Raw genomic sequence first — 14,963 nt, 5'->3', positions numbered from 1 at the left:
GGACGCCTTACAAGGAAGTTGCGCAGGAAGCGCGAAAAGATAGAACAGGGACAAGAAGGATTTCCTGCCAGGATGGCGGGGTGATAGGGATGTCGAAGGGAAACAGTCTGGAAAACCCCGCTTAGGCGGGGTTTTCTTTATGCGCGTGTTTCAGCCAAGCACGTCCAGCGGCGAAACACCCAGCTGGCGTGGCTCGGCCTCTTCCTCCAGCAAGCTACGCAGCAGCTCGACCGAGGCCTGTTGACGTTGCGCGTCACGAAACACCAGGCCTACCTTCAGCGGTATACGTGGCTCGCTGAGAGGCTTCCACAGCAGCTCCTGGTCGTCCTGTGCGGCATCCTTGGCCCGGCCCGGCAGGATGGTCACCAGCGCCGTGTGCGCCAGGCTGTCGAGGATCCCCGCCATGTTGTTCATCTCGGCCTGCACCTGCGGCCTGCGCCCTTGGCTGGCCAGCTGCGCCTTCCAGATCTGGCGGATCTGGAACTCCTCGCCAAGCATCAGCATCGGCAACTCGGCCGCCTGACGGATCGAGACCTTCTTGAAGTCCTTCAGCGGGTGGGTACAGGGGATGACCAACTGCAGTTCATCTTCGTACAGCAGTAAGCCATGCAGCCCTGGCTGGCGTGGCGGCAGGTAGCTGATGCCGATGTCCAGGCTGCCGTTGAGCAGGCGCCGCTCGATCTCCGACCCCGACAGTTCATAGATCTGTACCACCAAGTGCGGCTGGGCCTTGCGCACCCGCTCCAGGAGCTGCGGCACCAAGCTTGGCCGTACGGTCTGCAGCACGCCGATGGCCAGGGTGCGCAGCGACTGGCCCTTGAAGTTGCCCATGGCTTCATGGGCCCGTTGCAGGCCATCGAGCAAGGGCACGGCGTGGTTGTACAGGGTATGCGCGGCGAGCGTGGGCAGCAGGCGTTTGTTGCTGCGTTCGAACAAGCTCAGGTCGAGGCTGTGCTCCAGCTGGCGAATCTGCTGCGACAGTGCTGGCTGGGACAGCGACAGGCGTTCGGCGGCGCGGCCCACATGGCCTTCTTCATAGACCGCGACGAAGTAACGCAGTTGGCGAAAATCCATAAGTGATACTTATCGAAAAAGCTGGGAAATCGAAATGGCCGCTAAACAACCAGAGGCCTAGTCTATCGCCGTATTCCAACGGGTTACAGCGCTCATCCCGGTGATTGTTACCCCAGCTGAAAAACACTTTTGATAGGCAAGGCAGAATATTCAATTCCGGCGCCAGACCGGAACCTTGACCGCCCACCACCGTGATTGGCCGGAGTCCCGATGAACCTGTTCAACCTGCGCCGTTCGGCACCCGCCGTCGCCGAGCCCAAGCGTGCCTTTGTGAGCGTGCCGGCCGCCGCGCAGTGCTCCCGCGAGCGGCTGATGCCCAGCATCGAACGTGCGCCGCATGTGTTCGTGCGAGGCCAGGGATCGTGGTTGTGGGATGACGAAGGGCACGCCTACCTGGACTTCACCCAGGGTTGCGCGGTGAACAGCCTGGGCCACAGCCCGAGCGTGCTGGTCAAGGCCCTGGGCGACCAGGCCCAGGCCTTGATCAATCCCGGCGCGGGCTACCACAGCCGCGGCCTGCTGAACCTGGTCGAGCTGCTGTGCCAGCGCACTGGCAGTGATCAGGCCTACCTGCTCAACAGTGGCGCCGAGGCCTGCGAGGGTGCGATCAAGCTGGCGCGCAAATGGGGCCAACTGCACCGCAATGGCGCCTATCACATCATTACCGCCAGCCAAGGCTGCCATGGGCGCACGCTCGGGGCGTTGTCGGCTTCCGACCCGCTGCCATGCAATCGTTGCGAGCCCGGCTTGCCGGGTTTCAGCAAGGTGCCGTTCAACGACCTGGCGGCGCTGCATGCGGCGGTCGACTCGCGCACCGTGGCAATCATGCTCGAGCCGATCCAGGGCGAAGCCGGCGTGATTCCGGCCACCCGCGAGTACCTCCAGGGTGTCGAGCGCTTGTGCCGTGAGCTGGGCATTCTGCTGATCCTCGATGAGGTGCAGACCGGTGTAGGACGTTGCGGCGCCCTGTTGGCAGAAGAAACCTACGGCGTGCGGGCCGACATCATCACCCTCGGCAAAGGCCTGGGCGGCGGTGTGCCGTTGGCGGCGCTGCTGGCCCGTGGGCGTGCCTGCTGCGCCGAGCCGGGCGAACTGGAAGGCAGCCACCATGGCAACGCACTGATGAGTGCTGCCGGGCTGGCTGTGCTGCAGGCCGTGCTGGATACGGGGTTCTTCGAGCAGGTGATGGACAGTGGTCGCCACCTGCGCGATGGCCTCAGCCGCCTGGCTGGTCGCTATGGCCAGGGCGAAGTGCGCGGCCAGGGGCTGTTGTGGGGGCTGCAACTGCGTGAGGGTGTCGCGGCGCAGCTGGTCGAGGCTGCGTTGCAGGAAGGCTTGCTGCTCAATGCGCCGCAGGCCGACGTGGTGCGCTTCTCGCCGGCATTGACCGTGAGCAAGGGCAACATCGACGAGATGCTCTTACGCCTGGCCCGGGCGTTCACCCGGCTGCATGCCCAGCAGCACAATCGCCGTGAAGTGCCGGCCTGACCCGGCAGCCGACGTACAGAATTTCAACGAACCGTCTCGCGTTCCTGCGCATCGCCTCTGGTCTGAAATACATGGCCAGGGGCGTTTTTTTGTCCGGTGGAACCTCCGGCAGGTACGGCTAGTCTGTGTTGATACACCTTCAAGGAGCACACCGCATGGACTTCATCCGCATCATCATCGCCATCCTCCTGCCGCCGCTGGGCGTTTTCCTCCAGGTAGGGTTCGGTGGCGCGTTCTGGCTGAACATCCTGCTGACCTTGCTGGGTTACATCCCCGGGATCGTGCACGCGGTGTACATCATTGCCAAGCGCTGAATACTGGGGCTGCGTAGCAGCCCCAGGTGAGTTACCGGCCTAGCAACCGGCAGTAGAACTTCCACTCTTCGTTGAGCGCATGCGCCAGATTCGCCGCCTGGCGGAACCCATGCCGCTCGCCCGCATAAAAATGCCCCTCGGCTTGGATGCCATTGGCCTGTAGGGCCTCGAGCATCAAGCGTGTCTGCTCCGGTACCACCACCGCATCCAGCTCACCCTGGAAGAAAATCACCGGTACCTTGATCCGCCCGGCGTGCAGCAATGGTGTGCGCTGGCGATACCGCTCGGCATCGCGCTGCGGGTCGCCGATCAGCCAGTCCAGGTAGTCGCCTTCGAACTTGTGGGTGGCCCGGCCCAGCGCCTCGGGGTCGCTGACGCCGTACAGGCTGGCGCCGCCACGGAACACATCCTGGAAGGCCAAGGCGCATAGGGTGGTGTAGCCGCCGGCGCTGCCACCGCGGATGAAGGCCTGGGCCGGGTCGATCAAGCCCTGCTCGGCAAGATGCCTGACCGCAGCGCAAGCGTCCTCGACGTCGCATTCGCCCCAACGCAGGTGCAGCGCCTGGCGATAGGCGCGACCGTAGCCGCTGCTGCCTCGGTAGTTGAGGTCGGCCACGGCGAAGCCGCGTTGGGTCCAGTACTGGATGCGCGGGTCGAGCACCGGGTAGCAGGCCGAGGTCGGGCCGCCATGGATGAACACAACCATTGGGGGTAGGCCGGCCGCACCTTGCATGGCCGGATAGAAGAAACCGTGGGCCGTGCCATCGCCACTGGCATAGTGGATCGGCTGCGGGCGGCTGATGTATTCCACCGGCAGCACCTCGGCGCCGCCTGCCAGTACTTCGACTTCGTGGCTGCGCCGGTCGATGGCGATCACCGCCGGTGGGCTGATCGGCGAGGCGGCCACTGCATAGATGCGCTCGTTGTCCAAGGCCAGGCTACGGAACCGTGTGTAAGCACTGGCATAACGCTCCACTTCGCCAGTGTCACGGCGCAACCCCAGTTGCCCGAAGCCGTTCTCGAACCAGCTGGCCAGGTAGCTGGTGGGGCCGAGGGCCAGCCAGGTGCTGGCGCCCAGTTGCCAGGGCGCGGTGGCATGATCGGCGGCCGCTGCGGGGAGGCGTTGCCAGCCCCCGTCGAGTTCGCCCCAAGGCTGCCAGAAACCCTCGCGGTCGGACAGGCAGTGCAAGCGGCCCTGCTCATCGAAGCGCGGCTGCTGCAACGATTCGTCCTGCGCGGCGATGCAGCGTGCCGTTCCCCAGGCACCGGACGGGGCGCGCTCGCGACACATCAGCCGGGTAACGGTCCAGGGTTGCGCCGGGCGGTCCCATTCGATCCAGGCCAGGCGGCAGCCATCTTGGCTCAGCGTTGGCGAGGCGTAGAAGTCGGCGCCTTCGGCCAGGACTTCCCGATGACCCGCCGCGAGGCTGACCAGGCGATGCTCGACCTGTTGGGCATGGCGTTCCTCGACGGCCAGCACCTGGCCGGCATGCCACTGGACATCGCCGTAGCGACAATCGCCGGCGTGGCTGAGCGGACGCGGGGGGCTGCCGTCGAAACCCTGGGTGTAGACCTGCTGGTCCTGTTCGTTGACGAACACCAGCCCGTCGCCACCGAGGCAAAAGCTGCCGCCGCCGTATTCATAGACCCGGCTGCGCACACTGTAGCCGTCCGGGGTCAGGCAGCGAGCCTGGTGGTCGAGCCAATGCCAGATGCGGCAGGCGCCATCGGCGGGCCGGAACTCGTTCCAGAACACACCCTGTTCGCCGACCTTCAGCTCGGCGAAATCGGTCCCGGCGGCTACCGCCTGGGTGGCGCTGAACTCAGCCGCGGGCAATGACATGGGAGTTGCGCTCGTTGCGGAAGGTCATCTGTTCAATCTCCAACGTGGCGTGCTCGGCTTCCTCGCGGGCCTTGAGGATGATGCCGTGGTCCGGTGACTTGGCGCACACCGGGTCGGCCTTGCTGGCATCGCCGGTGAGCATGAAGGCCTGGCAGCGGCAGCCGCCGAAGTCCTTTTCCTTTTCGTCGCACGAGCGGCACGGCTCGGGCATCCAGTCATAGCCTCGGAAGCGGTTGAAGCCGAACGAGTCGTACCAGATGTGGCGCAGGTCATGGTCGCGCACATTGGGGAACTGCACCGGCAGCTGGCGCGCGCCATGGCAGGGCAGGGCGGTGCCGTCCGGGGTGATGGTCAGGAACAGGCTGCCCCAGCCATTCATGCAGGCCTTGGGGCGCTCTTCGTAGTAGTCGGGGGTGACGAAGATCAGCTTGCACGGGCTGCCTTCGGCCTTGAGCTTGTCGCGGTACTCATTGGTGATGCGTTCGGCCCGTTCCAGCTGGGCGCGGGTCGGTAGCAGGCCAAGGCGATTGAGGTGCGCCCAGCCGTAGAACTGGCAGGTGGCCAGCTCCACGAAGTCGGCCTCAAGGGCGATGCACAGCTCGATGATGCGGTCGATCCGGTCGATGTTGTGCCGATGGGTGACGAAGTTGAGCACCATCGGGTAGCCGTGGGCCTTCACCGCCCGGGCCATCTCCAGCTTCTGCGCGAAGGCCTTTTTCGAGCCGGCCAGGAGGTTGTTTACCTGCTCGTCGCTGGCCTGGAAACTGATCTGGATATGGTCCAGCCCGGCCTGTTTGAAGGCGGCGATCTTCTGTTCGGTCAGGCCGATGCCGGAGGTGATCAGGTTGGTGTAGTAGCCCAGGCGCCGAGCTTCAGCGATCAGTTCGGCAAGGTCCTGGCGCACCAGCGGCTCGCCGCCGGAAAAACCAATCTGTGCGGCGCCCATCTCGCGGGCTTCGGCCATTACCTTGAACCACTGCTCGGTGCTCAGCTCCTTGCCCTGCTCGGCGAAATCCAGTGGGTTGGAGCAGTACGGGCACTGCAAAGGGCAGCGGTAGGTGAGCTCGGCCAGCAGCCACAAGGGCAGGCCGACCGGCACCTCAGGCGAGGGTGATCCAGTGTTCGGCACGGGCCACCTCCATGAATTGCTCGATGTCGTCGGCGACTTCGGGCACATCGGGGAATTGCTGTTGCAGCTCGCCGATGATCGCGGCGACGCTGCGCTGGCCATCGATCAGCCCGCCGATCAGGCCGGCGCTGTCGTTGAGCTTGATCATCCCCTCGGGGTACAGCAGCACATGGCCCTTTTGCGCGGGCTCGTACTGGAAGCGATAGCCAGGGCGCCAGGCGGGCACCTGTTGACGGTCGAAACTCATAGGGCGATCCCCTTGTGCCAGACCCGCTCGGCGGTGACGCTGTGGTACGGCGGGCGGTTCAGTTCATAGGCCATGCTCATGGCGTCGAGCATGCTCCACAGGATATCCAGCTTGAATTGCAGGATCTCCAGCATGCGCTCCTGCCCTTCGCGGGTGGTGTAGTGCTGCAGGGTGATCGCCAGGCCGTGTTCCACATCACGCCGGGCCTGGCCGAGGCGGGTACGGAAGTATTCGTAGCCGGCCGGGTCGATCCAGGGGTAGTGCTGCGGCCAGCTGTCCAGACGCGACTGGTGGATCTGCGGGGCGAACAGTTCGGTCAGCGAGCTGCTGGCGGCCTCCTGCCAGCTGGCGCGGCGGGCGAAGTTGACGTAGGCGTCCACGGCAAAGCGCACGCCGGGCAGCACCAGCTCCTGGCTGCGCAATTGGTCCGGGTCCAGGCCCACGGCCTGGCCCAGGCGTAGCCAGGCTTCGATACCGCCATCCTCGCCGGGCGCGCCATCGTGGTCGAGCAGGCGCTGGATCCACTCGCGGCGCACTTCGCGGTCCGGGCAGTTGGCCAGGATCGCCGCATCCTTCATCGGGATGTTCACCTGGTAGTAGAAGCGGTTGGCCACCCAGCCCTGGATCTGCTCGCGGCTGGCGCGGCCTTCATACATCGCCACGTGGTAGGGGTGATGGATGTGGTAGTAGGCGCCCTTGGCGCGCAGGGCCTGCTCGAACTCGGCAGGGGACATCGGCGTTGCGTCGCTCACAGGGCCTCCTTACAGCTCGATACTCATGCCATCAAAGGCGACTTCCACGCCCCGGCGCTGTACTTCGGCGCGTTCCGGCGAGTCTTCGTCGAGGATCGGGTTGGTGTTGTTGATGTGGATAAGCACCTTGCGCTGACGTGGGAAGCCGTCCAGCACCTCGAGCATACCGCCCGCGCCATTCTGCGCCAGGTGACCCATCTCGCGGCCGGTGCGGGTACCGACGCCGCGGCGCTGCATTTCATCATCCTCCCACAGGGTGCCGTCGACCAGCAGGCAGTCGGCGCCATGCATCATCTCCAGCAGCTTGGCGTCGACCTGGCCCAGGCCCGGCGCGTAGAACAACTTGCCGCCGGTGCGGGTGTCCTCCACCAGCAGCCCGAGGTTGTCGCCGGGGTGCGGGTCGAAACGGTGCGGCGAGTAGGGCGGCGCGGCGCTGCGCAGCGGGAAGGGAGTGAAGCGCAGGTTCGGACAGGCATCGATGACAAAGCTGCCATCAAGCTCGATGCGGTTCCACACCAGCCCGCCGTTCCAGTGGCTGAGCATGTTGAACAGCGGGAAGCCGGTGCTCAGGTCCTGGTGGACCATGTCGGTGCACCACACCTGGTGCGGGCAGCCTTCGCGCAGGCTGAGCAGGCCGGTGGTGTGGTCGATCTGGCTGTCGAGCAGGACGATGGCACTGATACCGGTGTCACGCAGGGCTCGGGCCGGCTGCATTGGCGCGAAAGCCTGGAGCTGGGCGCGGATGTCCGGCGAGGCGTTGCACAGGATCCAATGCTCGCCGTCGTCGGACAGGGCGATGGACGACTGGGTACGCGCCGTGGCGCGCAGGGTGCCGTCGCGGTAGCCCTTGCAGTTGACGCAGTTGCAGTTCCACTGGGGGAAGCCGCCACCGGCGGCGGAACCGAGAATCTGGATGTACATGCGCGCCCTCGTAAACGCTGATCCGAAAAACGACAACGCCCCGGCGGGCCGAGGCGTCGTAACGCACTGCCGCTTAGCGGTTGGCGAAGTACATGGTCACTTCGAAGCCGATACGCAGGTCAGTGTATGCAGGTTTGGTCCACATGGGTTTGCTCCTTCCGGATGGGTTTTGAGGTGGTCGGTTCATTATTGGGTTCTCTCAGGCACGAGAGGTTCCATTGACCGAGATTGCGCTATCTTACAAGAAAAAATTGTACCGAAAGGTTAATTATTCGAAATGTGCCCTTGCCCAAATGGTAACAATCCTCCCGAGCGTTATCGCCATTTTGCGTCTGGGGCGGCGGCATTGGCCAGACACAGCCAACCGTGCCTAGCGTCGATGAGTTGTTGCAGCAAGTCGTCCAACTGAGCTTGTTCGACGTTGAGAATAGACTGCTGCATGCGCGAAAGGTCCGGATTATGTGTCGCCATATGTGCCTGCCAGGCCCATTGCACGACATCGGCATTGCTCATCGCCGTTTCGTCGAACTGGTCTGCCAACTGCGCACGGGTAGCGGCGTCCAGCGCGACGCCTTGACCCAGCAGTTCCAGCAGGTGGCCAAGGATCTGCGCGTGGCTGGCGTGCGGCGATTGCACGCCGAACAGGAGCCCACCGTAGCCTTCGATCTGACGAAAGGCGCTGAACACTGCATAACCCAACTGCAACTCGACGCGCAGACGTTGATAGACCGGGCCTTGCAACAGCTGGGCGAGCAGGCGGCCGGTGGGCTGCAGATGCGCAGGCAATGGGCAGAACAGCAACAGTGCGGGCTCGCTGCCGGAAGTCTGGATTTGCCGCCAGTGGCGTCCCTGGATCGGGCGGGGCGTTGAAGGCTCCGCAGGCTGGCCCATGAGGCCTTGCAACACGGTTCCCAGCGCCCCCTGCTGCGCCGTGTCGAATCCTTGTGCCAACCCCTGCCACCGGGCCTCCTGCCAGAGTGAATCGAGCTGCGGCTGGCCCGGCGTGCAGGACGGTAGTGGTTGCATTGCGCCCATCAGCAAGGTGTACGGCAGTGCCTTAAGCAAGGCGCGGATCGGTATCAAGGGTGCTTCGGCTGCTGCTGGCGCGTGCCAATGCTGTCTGGCAGGTGCGCGCAGCAACGCAAGCGCCTCCTGTGTGGCGTTGATCACGGCCAGGGGATGCCCCGCCAGGCGCAACTGCCAGTACTCGCCGTAGGTCTCGAAGCCCAGGTGCAATGCCGCCTGCGTGGCACGCTCGCGCAACGGTCGAAGGCTGTGTTCGAGAACGGTCCACAGGCGTTGGCGCAGAGGCGACGAAACCTGCCAGCGCAGATCCAGCGCCGCGAACTGGCGTGCTGGCGGCAGGCAGTCGCCGATACCGAGCGCGGCTGGCAATACGCTGCCGATCATTGGCAGTGCGTCTGCCAGCAGTACTTCTTCGGGAGGGAGCTGCCAGTCTCCTGCCGCCGTGGATGGCAGGTCGGCCAGCAGTGCATCGAAGGCGGCCAGGCCTTGGGCCGACAGGCCGCTGAACGGCCGCCCGGTGCTGTCGCGCTGGGCCAGTTCGAGCGCGCTACCAGCTTGCTCCCGGCGTTGCTGCAGTTGCGTGAAGCGCAGGTTCAGCTGCCCAGGATCCTGCTGCCGTAGAAAACCCAGCCAGCCATGCAGCAGCGCCCAGGCCTCGGCCAGGCAGGCTTCGTCCGCCAGCTGCAACTGAACATGCCAGAGCAGCTGCCCGGCATGGGCGTAAAGTTGTTGCGCCTTGCAGTCCTGCAGCCAGCCGCGCTTGCGCAAGGCATCCAGCCAACCGCCAGGCCGGCTGTCGGTGAGCTGGGCCAGTAACAATTCAAGCGCCTGTTCCGCGCCTTCCGGCACGCTGTCATGGGCGAACAGCCAATCATGACGGGCACCCCATGCGGTTGGCTGGCGCAAAGGCGCTTCGAGCAACGTGGGCGGCCGGTTGCGTACGGTGCCCGCACCCTGGGCGAACAGCTCGCCGTACTGTCTGCCCAATAGTGTCAGCTCATCCAGCGACTGCGGGCCGGCCAGGCTCAAGGTGAGCTGCTTGCCTTGATAGTTGCGTTGATGGAACCGTCTCAGTCCTTGCTGGAAGGCCGGGCTTTCCAGCGGCAGGCTGTAGCGGTTGCCGGCATGGAAAGCGCTCAGCGGATGGCGCGCCGACACCGATTGCAACAGGGTGAACTGGCGTTGGGCCTCGGGATTGCGCGCCCAGGCGATGAACTCGGCATGGATCACCTCGCGTTCGCGGCGTTGACGCTCGAGGGCGAAGTCCGGTTCGGCGAGCATCTGGCACAGGCGCTCCAGCCCGCCGGCCAGCGCTGTGGGCGGCACTTCGAAGAAGAAGTCGGTGGTGCGCTCGCGGGTGCTGGCGTTGACCTGGCCACCCAGGCTTTGGACGTAGCGCATCAGGCCGTCGTCCAACGGAAAACGCGTATTACCGAGGAAGAACAGGTGTTCGAGAAAGTGCGCCAGGCCCGGCCAGCGCGCTGGTGCGTCGTGGCTGCCGGCATGCACCCGCAGCGCTGCGGCCGCGCGCTTGAGGCGTGGCGCGTGGCGCAGGGTCAGGTGCAGGCCGTTGGCGAGGGTGAGGTGACGAATGGTGTCGGACATGACGCCATGCTAGCGCGCAATGCCGGGGTTGTCTGTTATGGCCCTGCGGCTGTCAATGCAGGTCCCGACGCAGGTCCGCCAAGTAGGGAAACGCTTCCCGCCCTTTCAGTACCCGCTCGCGTTGCAGATCTGCCAGCAACAGTCCTTCCTCGTGGTCGGCCATCGCCAGTACATCGCCGTCCGGCCCGATGATGCTGCTCTGCCCGCAATACTGGATCTCGCCCTCGCTGCCGCGGTAGTTGGCGTATACCAGGTAGCACTGGTTCTCCTGCGCCCGCGAGCGCACGGTCACCTGGCAGACGAAGTCGTAGGGCGCCATGTTCGCCGTCGGCACCAGGATCAGCTCTGCGCCGTTCAGCGCCAGGCGCCGGGCGTTCTCCGGGAACTCGATGTCGTAGCAGATCAGCAGACCGACCTTCCAGCCGTCCAGCTCGACCACCGGGAAGTGATCGGCGCCCGGGCTGAACATCGAGCGGTCCAGCTCACCGAACAGGTGGGTCTTGCGGTAGTTGCACAGGCTGCGGCCATGGGCGTCGATCAGTTGCACGCTGTTGTAGATCGCCCCGTCCTCGGCCCGCTCGGGGTAGCCATAGACGATGGCGATGCGGTGCGCCTGGGCAATCTCAACGATGCTCATCGCCGAGGGACCGTCCTCGGCCTCGGCCAGGCGTTCCACCTGGTCCAGGCCGATGTTGTAGCCGCTGAGGAACATCTCCGGGCACACCAGCAACCGGGCGCCGCGGGCGGCGGCCAGCTGGGCCTGGTGCTGCAGGCGCTCGAGGTTGCCGGGCACGTCCAATGGCTTTGGCGTGCCCTGGTACAGGGCGATGCGCATGGCGCTACTCCTTCGCTCAGTCGGCCAGGGCGATCGGACCGATCTGGTGGAACACATCGCCCGGGCCGGGGTTGTCCGGGTGGGTCTGGCCACCGAAGTGGTTGATGATACCCCACACGGCATTGAGCGACGTCTGCACCGCGCCTTCGACCCAGGCCGGGGTCCAGGATACGTCGTCACCGGCGATGAAGATGCCGCGCTGCTCGGCGGGCATGTCGGCCTGCATGAAGTGCGCGTACATGCGCTGGTTGTAGCGGTAGTGGCCCGGCAGCGCGCCCTTGAAGGCACCGAGGAAGTGCGGGTCGGCCTCCCACGAGATGGTGATCGGATCGCCGATGATATGCCCGGCGATATCGGTCTTGGGGTAGATCTTCTTCAGCGCGTCGAGAGCCAGCTGCACGCGCTTTTCGGTCGGGTGCGGCAGCATCTTCAGGGCGTCGCTCATCCAGGCGTAGGACAGGCAGATCACCCCCGGCTTGTCGTCGCCGTTGTCGAACAGGTAGGTGCCGCGGGTCAGGCGGTCGGTGAGGGTCATGCTCATCAGGTCGCGGCCGGTCTGCGGGTCCTTGTCCTTCCAGAACGGGCGATCGACCATGACGAAGGTCTTCGACGACTGCATGTAGCGGGTGCGGTCCAGGGCCATCCACATTTTCTGCGAGAACAGCGACTCTTCGCAGTCGATCTGGGTGGTCAGCAACCAGCTCTGGCAGGTGGTGAGCACAGCAGCGTAGTGGCGCACGTCACCGTAGTTGTCGGTGACCGCCAGGCGCCCATCGCTGGCGCGGGCGATGCGCTTGGCCCCGGTGCGCGGCGCGCCGCCATGCAGCGTACTGAGGCTGGTGCCCGCCGGCCAGTGGGCGCAGCGCTCCGGTACATGGCGCCAGATGCCTTGTGGCACCTGCTCGACGCCGCCGACCACCAGGTGCTGGTGGTCGTCGCAGTTGGTCATCACCACGCGGAAGATTTCCAGCATCGAGTTGGGGAAGTCCGAGTCCCAGCCGCCGGTGCCGAAGCCCACCTGGCCGAACACCTCGCGGTGCTGGAAGCTCAGCTTGGCGAACGAGCGCGAGGTGGCGACGAAGTCATAGAAAGTGCGGTCGTCCCACAGCGGCACCAGCTTGTTCCACAGGTCTTTTAGGCGCGGTACGTCGCGCTCGCGAATGGCCTGCTGAATGTCGGCGAACTGCGCGCCGCTCTCCAGGGCGTCGGCCCAGGCGTCGGCCACTTCGTGGAACAGCTGCGGCAGGTCGGCGTACTTCTCGGCGTAGTAGGTCTGGCCTTCCAGGTCGATCACCGTACTCCCTGAGGCCGGCGTCAGCGGGTTGGGGAAGGGCTTGGTCTCCAGGCCCAGCTTGTCGACGTAGTGGTAGAAGGCGGTGGACGACACCGGGAAACGCATGCCGCCCAGTTCGGCGACGATGCCGTCGGTGCCGTTGAACACCTGCGAACGCAGCCTGCCACCCAGCTTGGAAGCTTCGTACACCACGGGCTTGAGGCCCAGCTTCATCAACTCGTAGGCCGCCACCAGCCCGGCAATACCGCCACCGACGATCGCCACCTCTTCGCCATGGCGCGCCTCGGGAATGCTGCCCAGGCCGGCCGGGTGCTCCAGCCAGTCGTCGAAGGCGAAGGGGAAGTCCGGGCCGAAGATGGTGATGGGTTTCTTGCCGTCGGCGGGGTGGCGGTTTTTCTTGTTCATGTAATGACCTTGCCAGGGGCTGCGCAGGGGGCGGAGCCTGAGTATAGAGAATGCCTGGTGGCCATTTTATGAAGTGGGGTGTTCGTTATTAAGGTGAAAATCGACGTCGTTATGTGATTTGTTTCGTCTTGATGATTGATGTTTATTAAAAAATGACGAATCAGCTCAATGATGCCAGGTGCTCGACGGTTTCAGGGTACTTCTGCACCAGCCGGATCAGCGCCACGGCCTGGGCGTTGGGCTTGGAGCGGCCTTGCTCCCAGCTCTCCAGGGTGCGGGCGTTGGTGCGCAGGTACGCGGCAAATACCGCCCGGGACATGTTCAGGCGCTGGCGCAGCTCGGTCAGTTCATTGGGGGCCAGTGGGGCCAGTTCCTCGAAGGCTACCTTGTGGGAACGCAGGGTCAGTTTGCCGGCGCGCTCATCGGCAAGGGCGTCGAAACCTTCGGTGAGTTCAGTGAAGATGTTGCGTGGCATTGGTGGCTCCTGCTTTTCAGGTGCACCATAATGCCACTTCTATACGTGATTTACGTATAGAGCATTACTTTCAAGTTGTTTCACTTGGCGGGTTTCCAAGTCCTGAGGCGAGATGCATCCCTCGCCCAGCACCATGCCCCCGAGGCGGGGCGGGCGATGATCTGGTCGACCCTGCATTCGGCGGAAACGGTACGGGCGCTGCTAGAAGGGCTGCTCGACGCGATGGAGGCCTGAGGGCCTCAGCCTGGCTGCCCGCGGTCCACCTTGCTGCTGAGGATGATCGACGTGGTGGTCTTCTCCACCCCGTCGAGGCTGCCGATCAGGTCTAGCAACTGGTCCAGCTGCTCCGGTGAGTCGCTGAGCAGCCAGGCCACATAGTCGAATTCGCCACTGACCGCGCATAACTGCTGGACCTGCCCCATGGCGCTCAGGTGGCGCACGATGTCCTTGCCCGAGCGCGGCTGCGCCTTGATCCCCACGTACGCCTGCAGGCCGCCGCCGATCAGGCGCTGCCCCAGGCGCACGCCATAGCCGGTGATCACCTTGTTGCGTTCCAGGCGTTCGAGGCGCGAGTTCACCGTGGTACGGGCGATCCCCAGTTGGCGGGCGAGCGTGGCGACGCTTTCGCGGGCGTTGATCTGCAACAGGGAGATCAACTGGCGATCGATGGCGTCGAGGGTGATGGAGGAGGTGGCCGGCATGGTAGGTCTCTTTTGTCGAGCTGCTAGCCTATGCAAGCGCGACCGATTCGCGCAAGGCGCCCAGGGCTGGCATTACGTTGGCAAGGCGGTACGATAGCGGGCCGCTGCCGCTCGGCAGCCTGGACCATGGCAGGAGTGATTGACCCATGAAGTTCAAGGACTGGTACTGGCGGCGATGGATTCGCCAACACGGTTGCAAGGTGAGCACGGGCATTTCCAAGTTCGGCAAGCGGGCGAAGCTGGCGCTCGAGGCTGAAGTGCGCATTGGCGATGTGACGGTCAGCGCCGCCACCCTGGATGTCTCGATCGGGGCTCATACCTATATCCGCAGCGGCGGCTCGCTGCAGGTGGTCGAGTCGATCGGGCGTTACTGCTCCATTGGCAGCGCGGTGGTCATTGGCCAGGAAAAATACGCTCATCCCACCGACTGGTTGAGCTCCCACCCTTTCCAGTTCACCGGCACCCAGTGGCAGTACGAGCCGCCGAGCACGCCGGCGCGCATTGGCCATGACGTGTGGATCGGCGAAGGTGCGATGATCATGGAGGGCGTCGAAGTGGGCACGGGCGCGATTGTCGCCACTCGCGCCCTGGTGACTCGGGACGTGCCGCCCTATGCCGTGGTGGCGGGCTTTCCAGCCAAGGTCGTGCGTTATCGATACCCGGAAGCGATGATCGAGCGTCTGCTCGCATCGCGCTGGTGGGAGCGCGATACCCGGCAGTTGCTGGAGCTGCCGCTGCAGGACCCTGCCGCCTGCCTTGACCGGATCAGCGGGCTGGGTGAGGCAAGTTACACGAGGATCGAGATTTCGCGGCGTGGCTGCAAGGTGCTGGCGTCGGTTTGAATCGCCGAGAGA

15 protein-coding genes are annotated in these 14,963 nt (G+C 64.7%); 3 read left to right on the top strand and 12 right to left on the bottom strand.

Annotated elements, in window-relative coordinates; translation table 11 throughout:
- Positions 1–150: 150 nt before the first annotated feature.
- The gene (locus KHO27_RS20105; protein ID WP_110697447.1) at positions 151–1,074 is read right to left on the bottom strand and encodes a LysR family transcriptional regulator; all 924 of its coding nucleotides are present in this window, start codon (positions 1,072–1,074) and stop codon (positions 151–153) included.
- 210 nt (positions 1,075–1,284) lie between these two features.
- On the opposite strand from KHO27_RS20105, the gene KHO27_RS20100 reads away from it, so the two are divergent.
- Both KHO27_RS20100 and KHO27_RS20095 read left to right on the top strand, forming a co-directional pair.
- Positions 1,285–2,562: an aspartate aminotransferase family protein gene (locus tag KHO27_RS20100; RefSeq protein ID WP_110697448.1), complete on the top strand. Its 1,278-nt coding sequence runs from the start codon at positions 1,285–1,287 to the stop codon at positions 2,560–2,562.
- A 155-nt stretch (positions 2,563–2,717) separates the two neighbouring features.
- The gene (locus tag KHO27_RS20095; protein WP_003177654.1) at positions 2,718–2,876 is read left to right on the top strand and encodes a YqaE/Pmp3 family membrane protein; all 159 of its coding nucleotides are present in this window, start codon (positions 2,718–2,720) and stop codon (positions 2,874–2,876) included.
- Between the two features lie 31 nt (positions 2,877–2,907).
- Here KHO27_RS20095 and KHO27_RS20090 read toward each other — a convergent pair whose 3' ends face one another.
- The 11 genes from KHO27_RS20090 to KHO27_RS20040 form a co-directional block, all read right to left on the bottom strand.
- Positions 2,908–4,719: a S9 family peptidase gene (locus KHO27_RS20090; RefSeq protein WP_214500678.1), complete on the bottom strand. Its 1,812-nt coding sequence runs from the start codon at positions 4,717–4,719 to the stop codon at positions 2,908–2,910.
- Positions 4,700–5,848, bottom strand: coding sequence for a pyrroloquinoline quinone biosynthesis protein PqqE (gene pqqE, locus KHO27_RS20085; protein ID WP_102681909.1), 1,149 nt, complete (start codon positions 5,846–5,848; stop codon positions 4,700–4,702). The genes KHO27_RS20090 and pqqE overlap by 20 nt, the downstream gene beginning before the upstream one ends.
- Positions 5,820–6,095, bottom strand: a complete 276-nt coding sequence (gene pqqD / locus KHO27_RS20080) for a pyrroloquinoline quinone biosynthesis peptide chaperone PqqD (RefSeq protein ID WP_102681910.1) — start codon at positions 6,093–6,095, stop codon at positions 5,820–5,822. Before pqqD ends, pqqE begins: the two co-directional genes overlap by 29 nt.
- Complete coding sequence (pqqC, locus tag KHO27_RS20075; protein ID WP_177485975.1) at positions 6,092–6,829, bottom strand: pyrroloquinoline-quinone synthase PqqC; 738 nt, start codon at positions 6,827–6,829, stop codon at positions 6,092–6,094. The genes pqqD and pqqC overlap by 4 nt, the downstream gene beginning before the upstream one ends.
- Before the next feature lie 27 nt (positions 6,830–6,856).
- Positions 6,857–7,768 carry a pyrroloquinoline quinone biosynthesis protein PqqB gene (pqqB, locus tag KHO27_RS20070; RefSeq protein ID WP_214500677.1) on the bottom strand — a complete coding sequence of 304 codons (912 nt, stop codon included), beginning with the start codon at positions 7,766–7,768 and terminating at the stop codon, positions 6,857–6,859.
- 73 nt (positions 7,769–7,841) lie between these two features.
- Positions 7,842–7,913, bottom strand: a complete 72-nt coding sequence (pqqA, locus tag KHO27_RS20065; protein WP_003243383.1) for a pyrroloquinoline quinone precursor peptide PqqA — start codon at positions 7,911–7,913, stop codon at positions 7,842–7,844.
- 170 nt (positions 7,914–8,083) lie between these two features.
- Positions 8,084–10,399, bottom strand: a complete 2,316-nt coding sequence (gene pqqF / locus KHO27_RS20060; protein WP_214500676.1) for a pyrroloquinoline quinone biosynthesis protein PqqF — start codon at positions 10,397–10,399, stop codon at positions 8,084–8,086.
- Between the two features lie 52 nt (positions 10,400–10,451).
- Complete coding sequence (locus tag KHO27_RS20055) at positions 10,452–11,234, bottom strand: carbon-nitrogen hydrolase family protein (RefSeq protein WP_214500675.1); 783 nt, start codon at positions 11,232–11,234, stop codon at positions 10,452–10,454.
- A 16-nt stretch (positions 11,235–11,250) separates the two neighbouring features.
- Positions 11,251–12,933, bottom strand: a complete 1,683-nt coding sequence (locus KHO27_RS20050; protein WP_214500674.1) for a flavin monoamine oxidase family protein — start codon at positions 12,931–12,933, stop codon at positions 11,251–11,253.
- Between the two features lie 160 nt (positions 12,934–13,093).
- Positions 13,094–13,408, bottom strand: coding sequence for a helix-turn-helix domain-containing protein (locus tag KHO27_RS20045; protein ID WP_023630006.1), 315 nt, complete (start codon positions 13,406–13,408; stop codon positions 13,094–13,096).
- A gap of 239 nt (positions 13,409–13,647) precedes the next feature.
- Positions 13,648–14,109, bottom strand: a complete 462-nt coding sequence (locus tag KHO27_RS20040; protein WP_094011516.1) for an Lrp/AsnC family transcriptional regulator — start codon at positions 14,107–14,109, stop codon at positions 13,648–13,650.
- A 146-nt stretch (positions 14,110–14,255) separates the two neighbouring features.
- On the opposite strand from KHO27_RS20040, the gene KHO27_RS20035 reads away from it, so the two are divergent.
- Positions 14,256–14,951: a CatB-related O-acetyltransferase gene (locus KHO27_RS20035; RefSeq protein WP_111532022.1), complete on the top strand. Its 696-nt coding sequence runs from the start codon at positions 14,256–14,258 to the stop codon at positions 14,949–14,951.
- The last annotated feature ends 12 nt before the right edge of the window (positions 14,952–14,963 follow it).

It is taken from the genome of Pseudomonas sp. RC3H12, assembly GCF_018596375.1.
In the GTDB taxonomy this organism is placed as follows: domain Bacteria; phylum Pseudomonadota; class Gammaproteobacteria; order Pseudomonadales; family Pseudomonadaceae; genus Aquipseudomonas.
The sequence above is the reverse complement of the archived record's forward strand: the minus strand, read 5'-3'. Positions and strand labels throughout refer to the sequence as shown.

Coding starts and splice junctions, on each gene's coding strand:
- KHO27_RS20105 (WP_110697447.1), bottom strand. CDS start 1,074: ATGGATTTTCGCCAACTGCGTTACTTCGTCGCGGTCTATGAAGAAGGC.
- KHO27_RS20100 (WP_110697448.1), top strand. CDS start 1,285: ATGAACCTGTTCAACCTGCGCCGTTCGGCACCCGCCGTCGCCGAGCCC.
- KHO27_RS20095 (WP_003177654.1), top strand. CDS start 2,718: ATGGACTTCATCCGCATCATCATCGCCATCCTCCTGCCGCCGCTGGGC.
- KHO27_RS20090 (WP_214500678.1), bottom strand. CDS start 4,719: ATGTCATTGCCCGCGGCTGAGTTCAGCGCCACCCAGGCGGTAGCCGCC.
- pqqD (WP_102681910.1), bottom strand. CDS start 6,095: ATGAGTTTCGACCGTCAACAGGTGCCCGCCTGGCGCCCTGGCTATCGC.
- pqqC (WP_177485975.1), bottom strand. CDS start 6,829: ATGTCCCCTGCCGAGTTCGAGCAGGCCCTGCGCGCCAAGGGCGCCTAC.
- pqqB (WP_214500677.1), bottom strand. CDS start 7,768: ATGTACATCCAGATTCTCGGTTCCGCCGCCGGTGGCGGCTTCCCCCAG.
- pqqF (WP_214500676.1), bottom strand. CDS start 10,399: ATGTCCGACACCATTCGTCACCTCACCCTCGCCAACGGCCTGCACCTG.
- KHO27_RS20055 (WP_214500675.1), bottom strand. CDS start 11,234: ATGCGCATCGCCCTGTACCAGGGCACGCCAAAGCCATTGGACGTGCCC.
- KHO27_RS20050 (WP_214500674.1), bottom strand. CDS start 12,933: ATGAACAAGAAAAACCGCCACCCCGCCGACGGCAAGAAACCCATCACC.
- KHO27_RS20045 (WP_023630006.1), bottom strand. CDS start 13,408: ATGCCACGCAACATCTTCACTGAACTCACCGAAGGTTTCGACGCCCTT.
- KHO27_RS20040 (WP_094011516.1), bottom strand. CDS start 14,109: ATGCCGGCCACCTCCTCCATCACCCTCGACGCCATCGATCGCCAGTTG.
- KHO27_RS20035 (WP_111532022.1), top strand. CDS start 14,256: ATGAAGTTCAAGGACTGGTACTGGCGGCGATGGATTCGCCAACACGGT.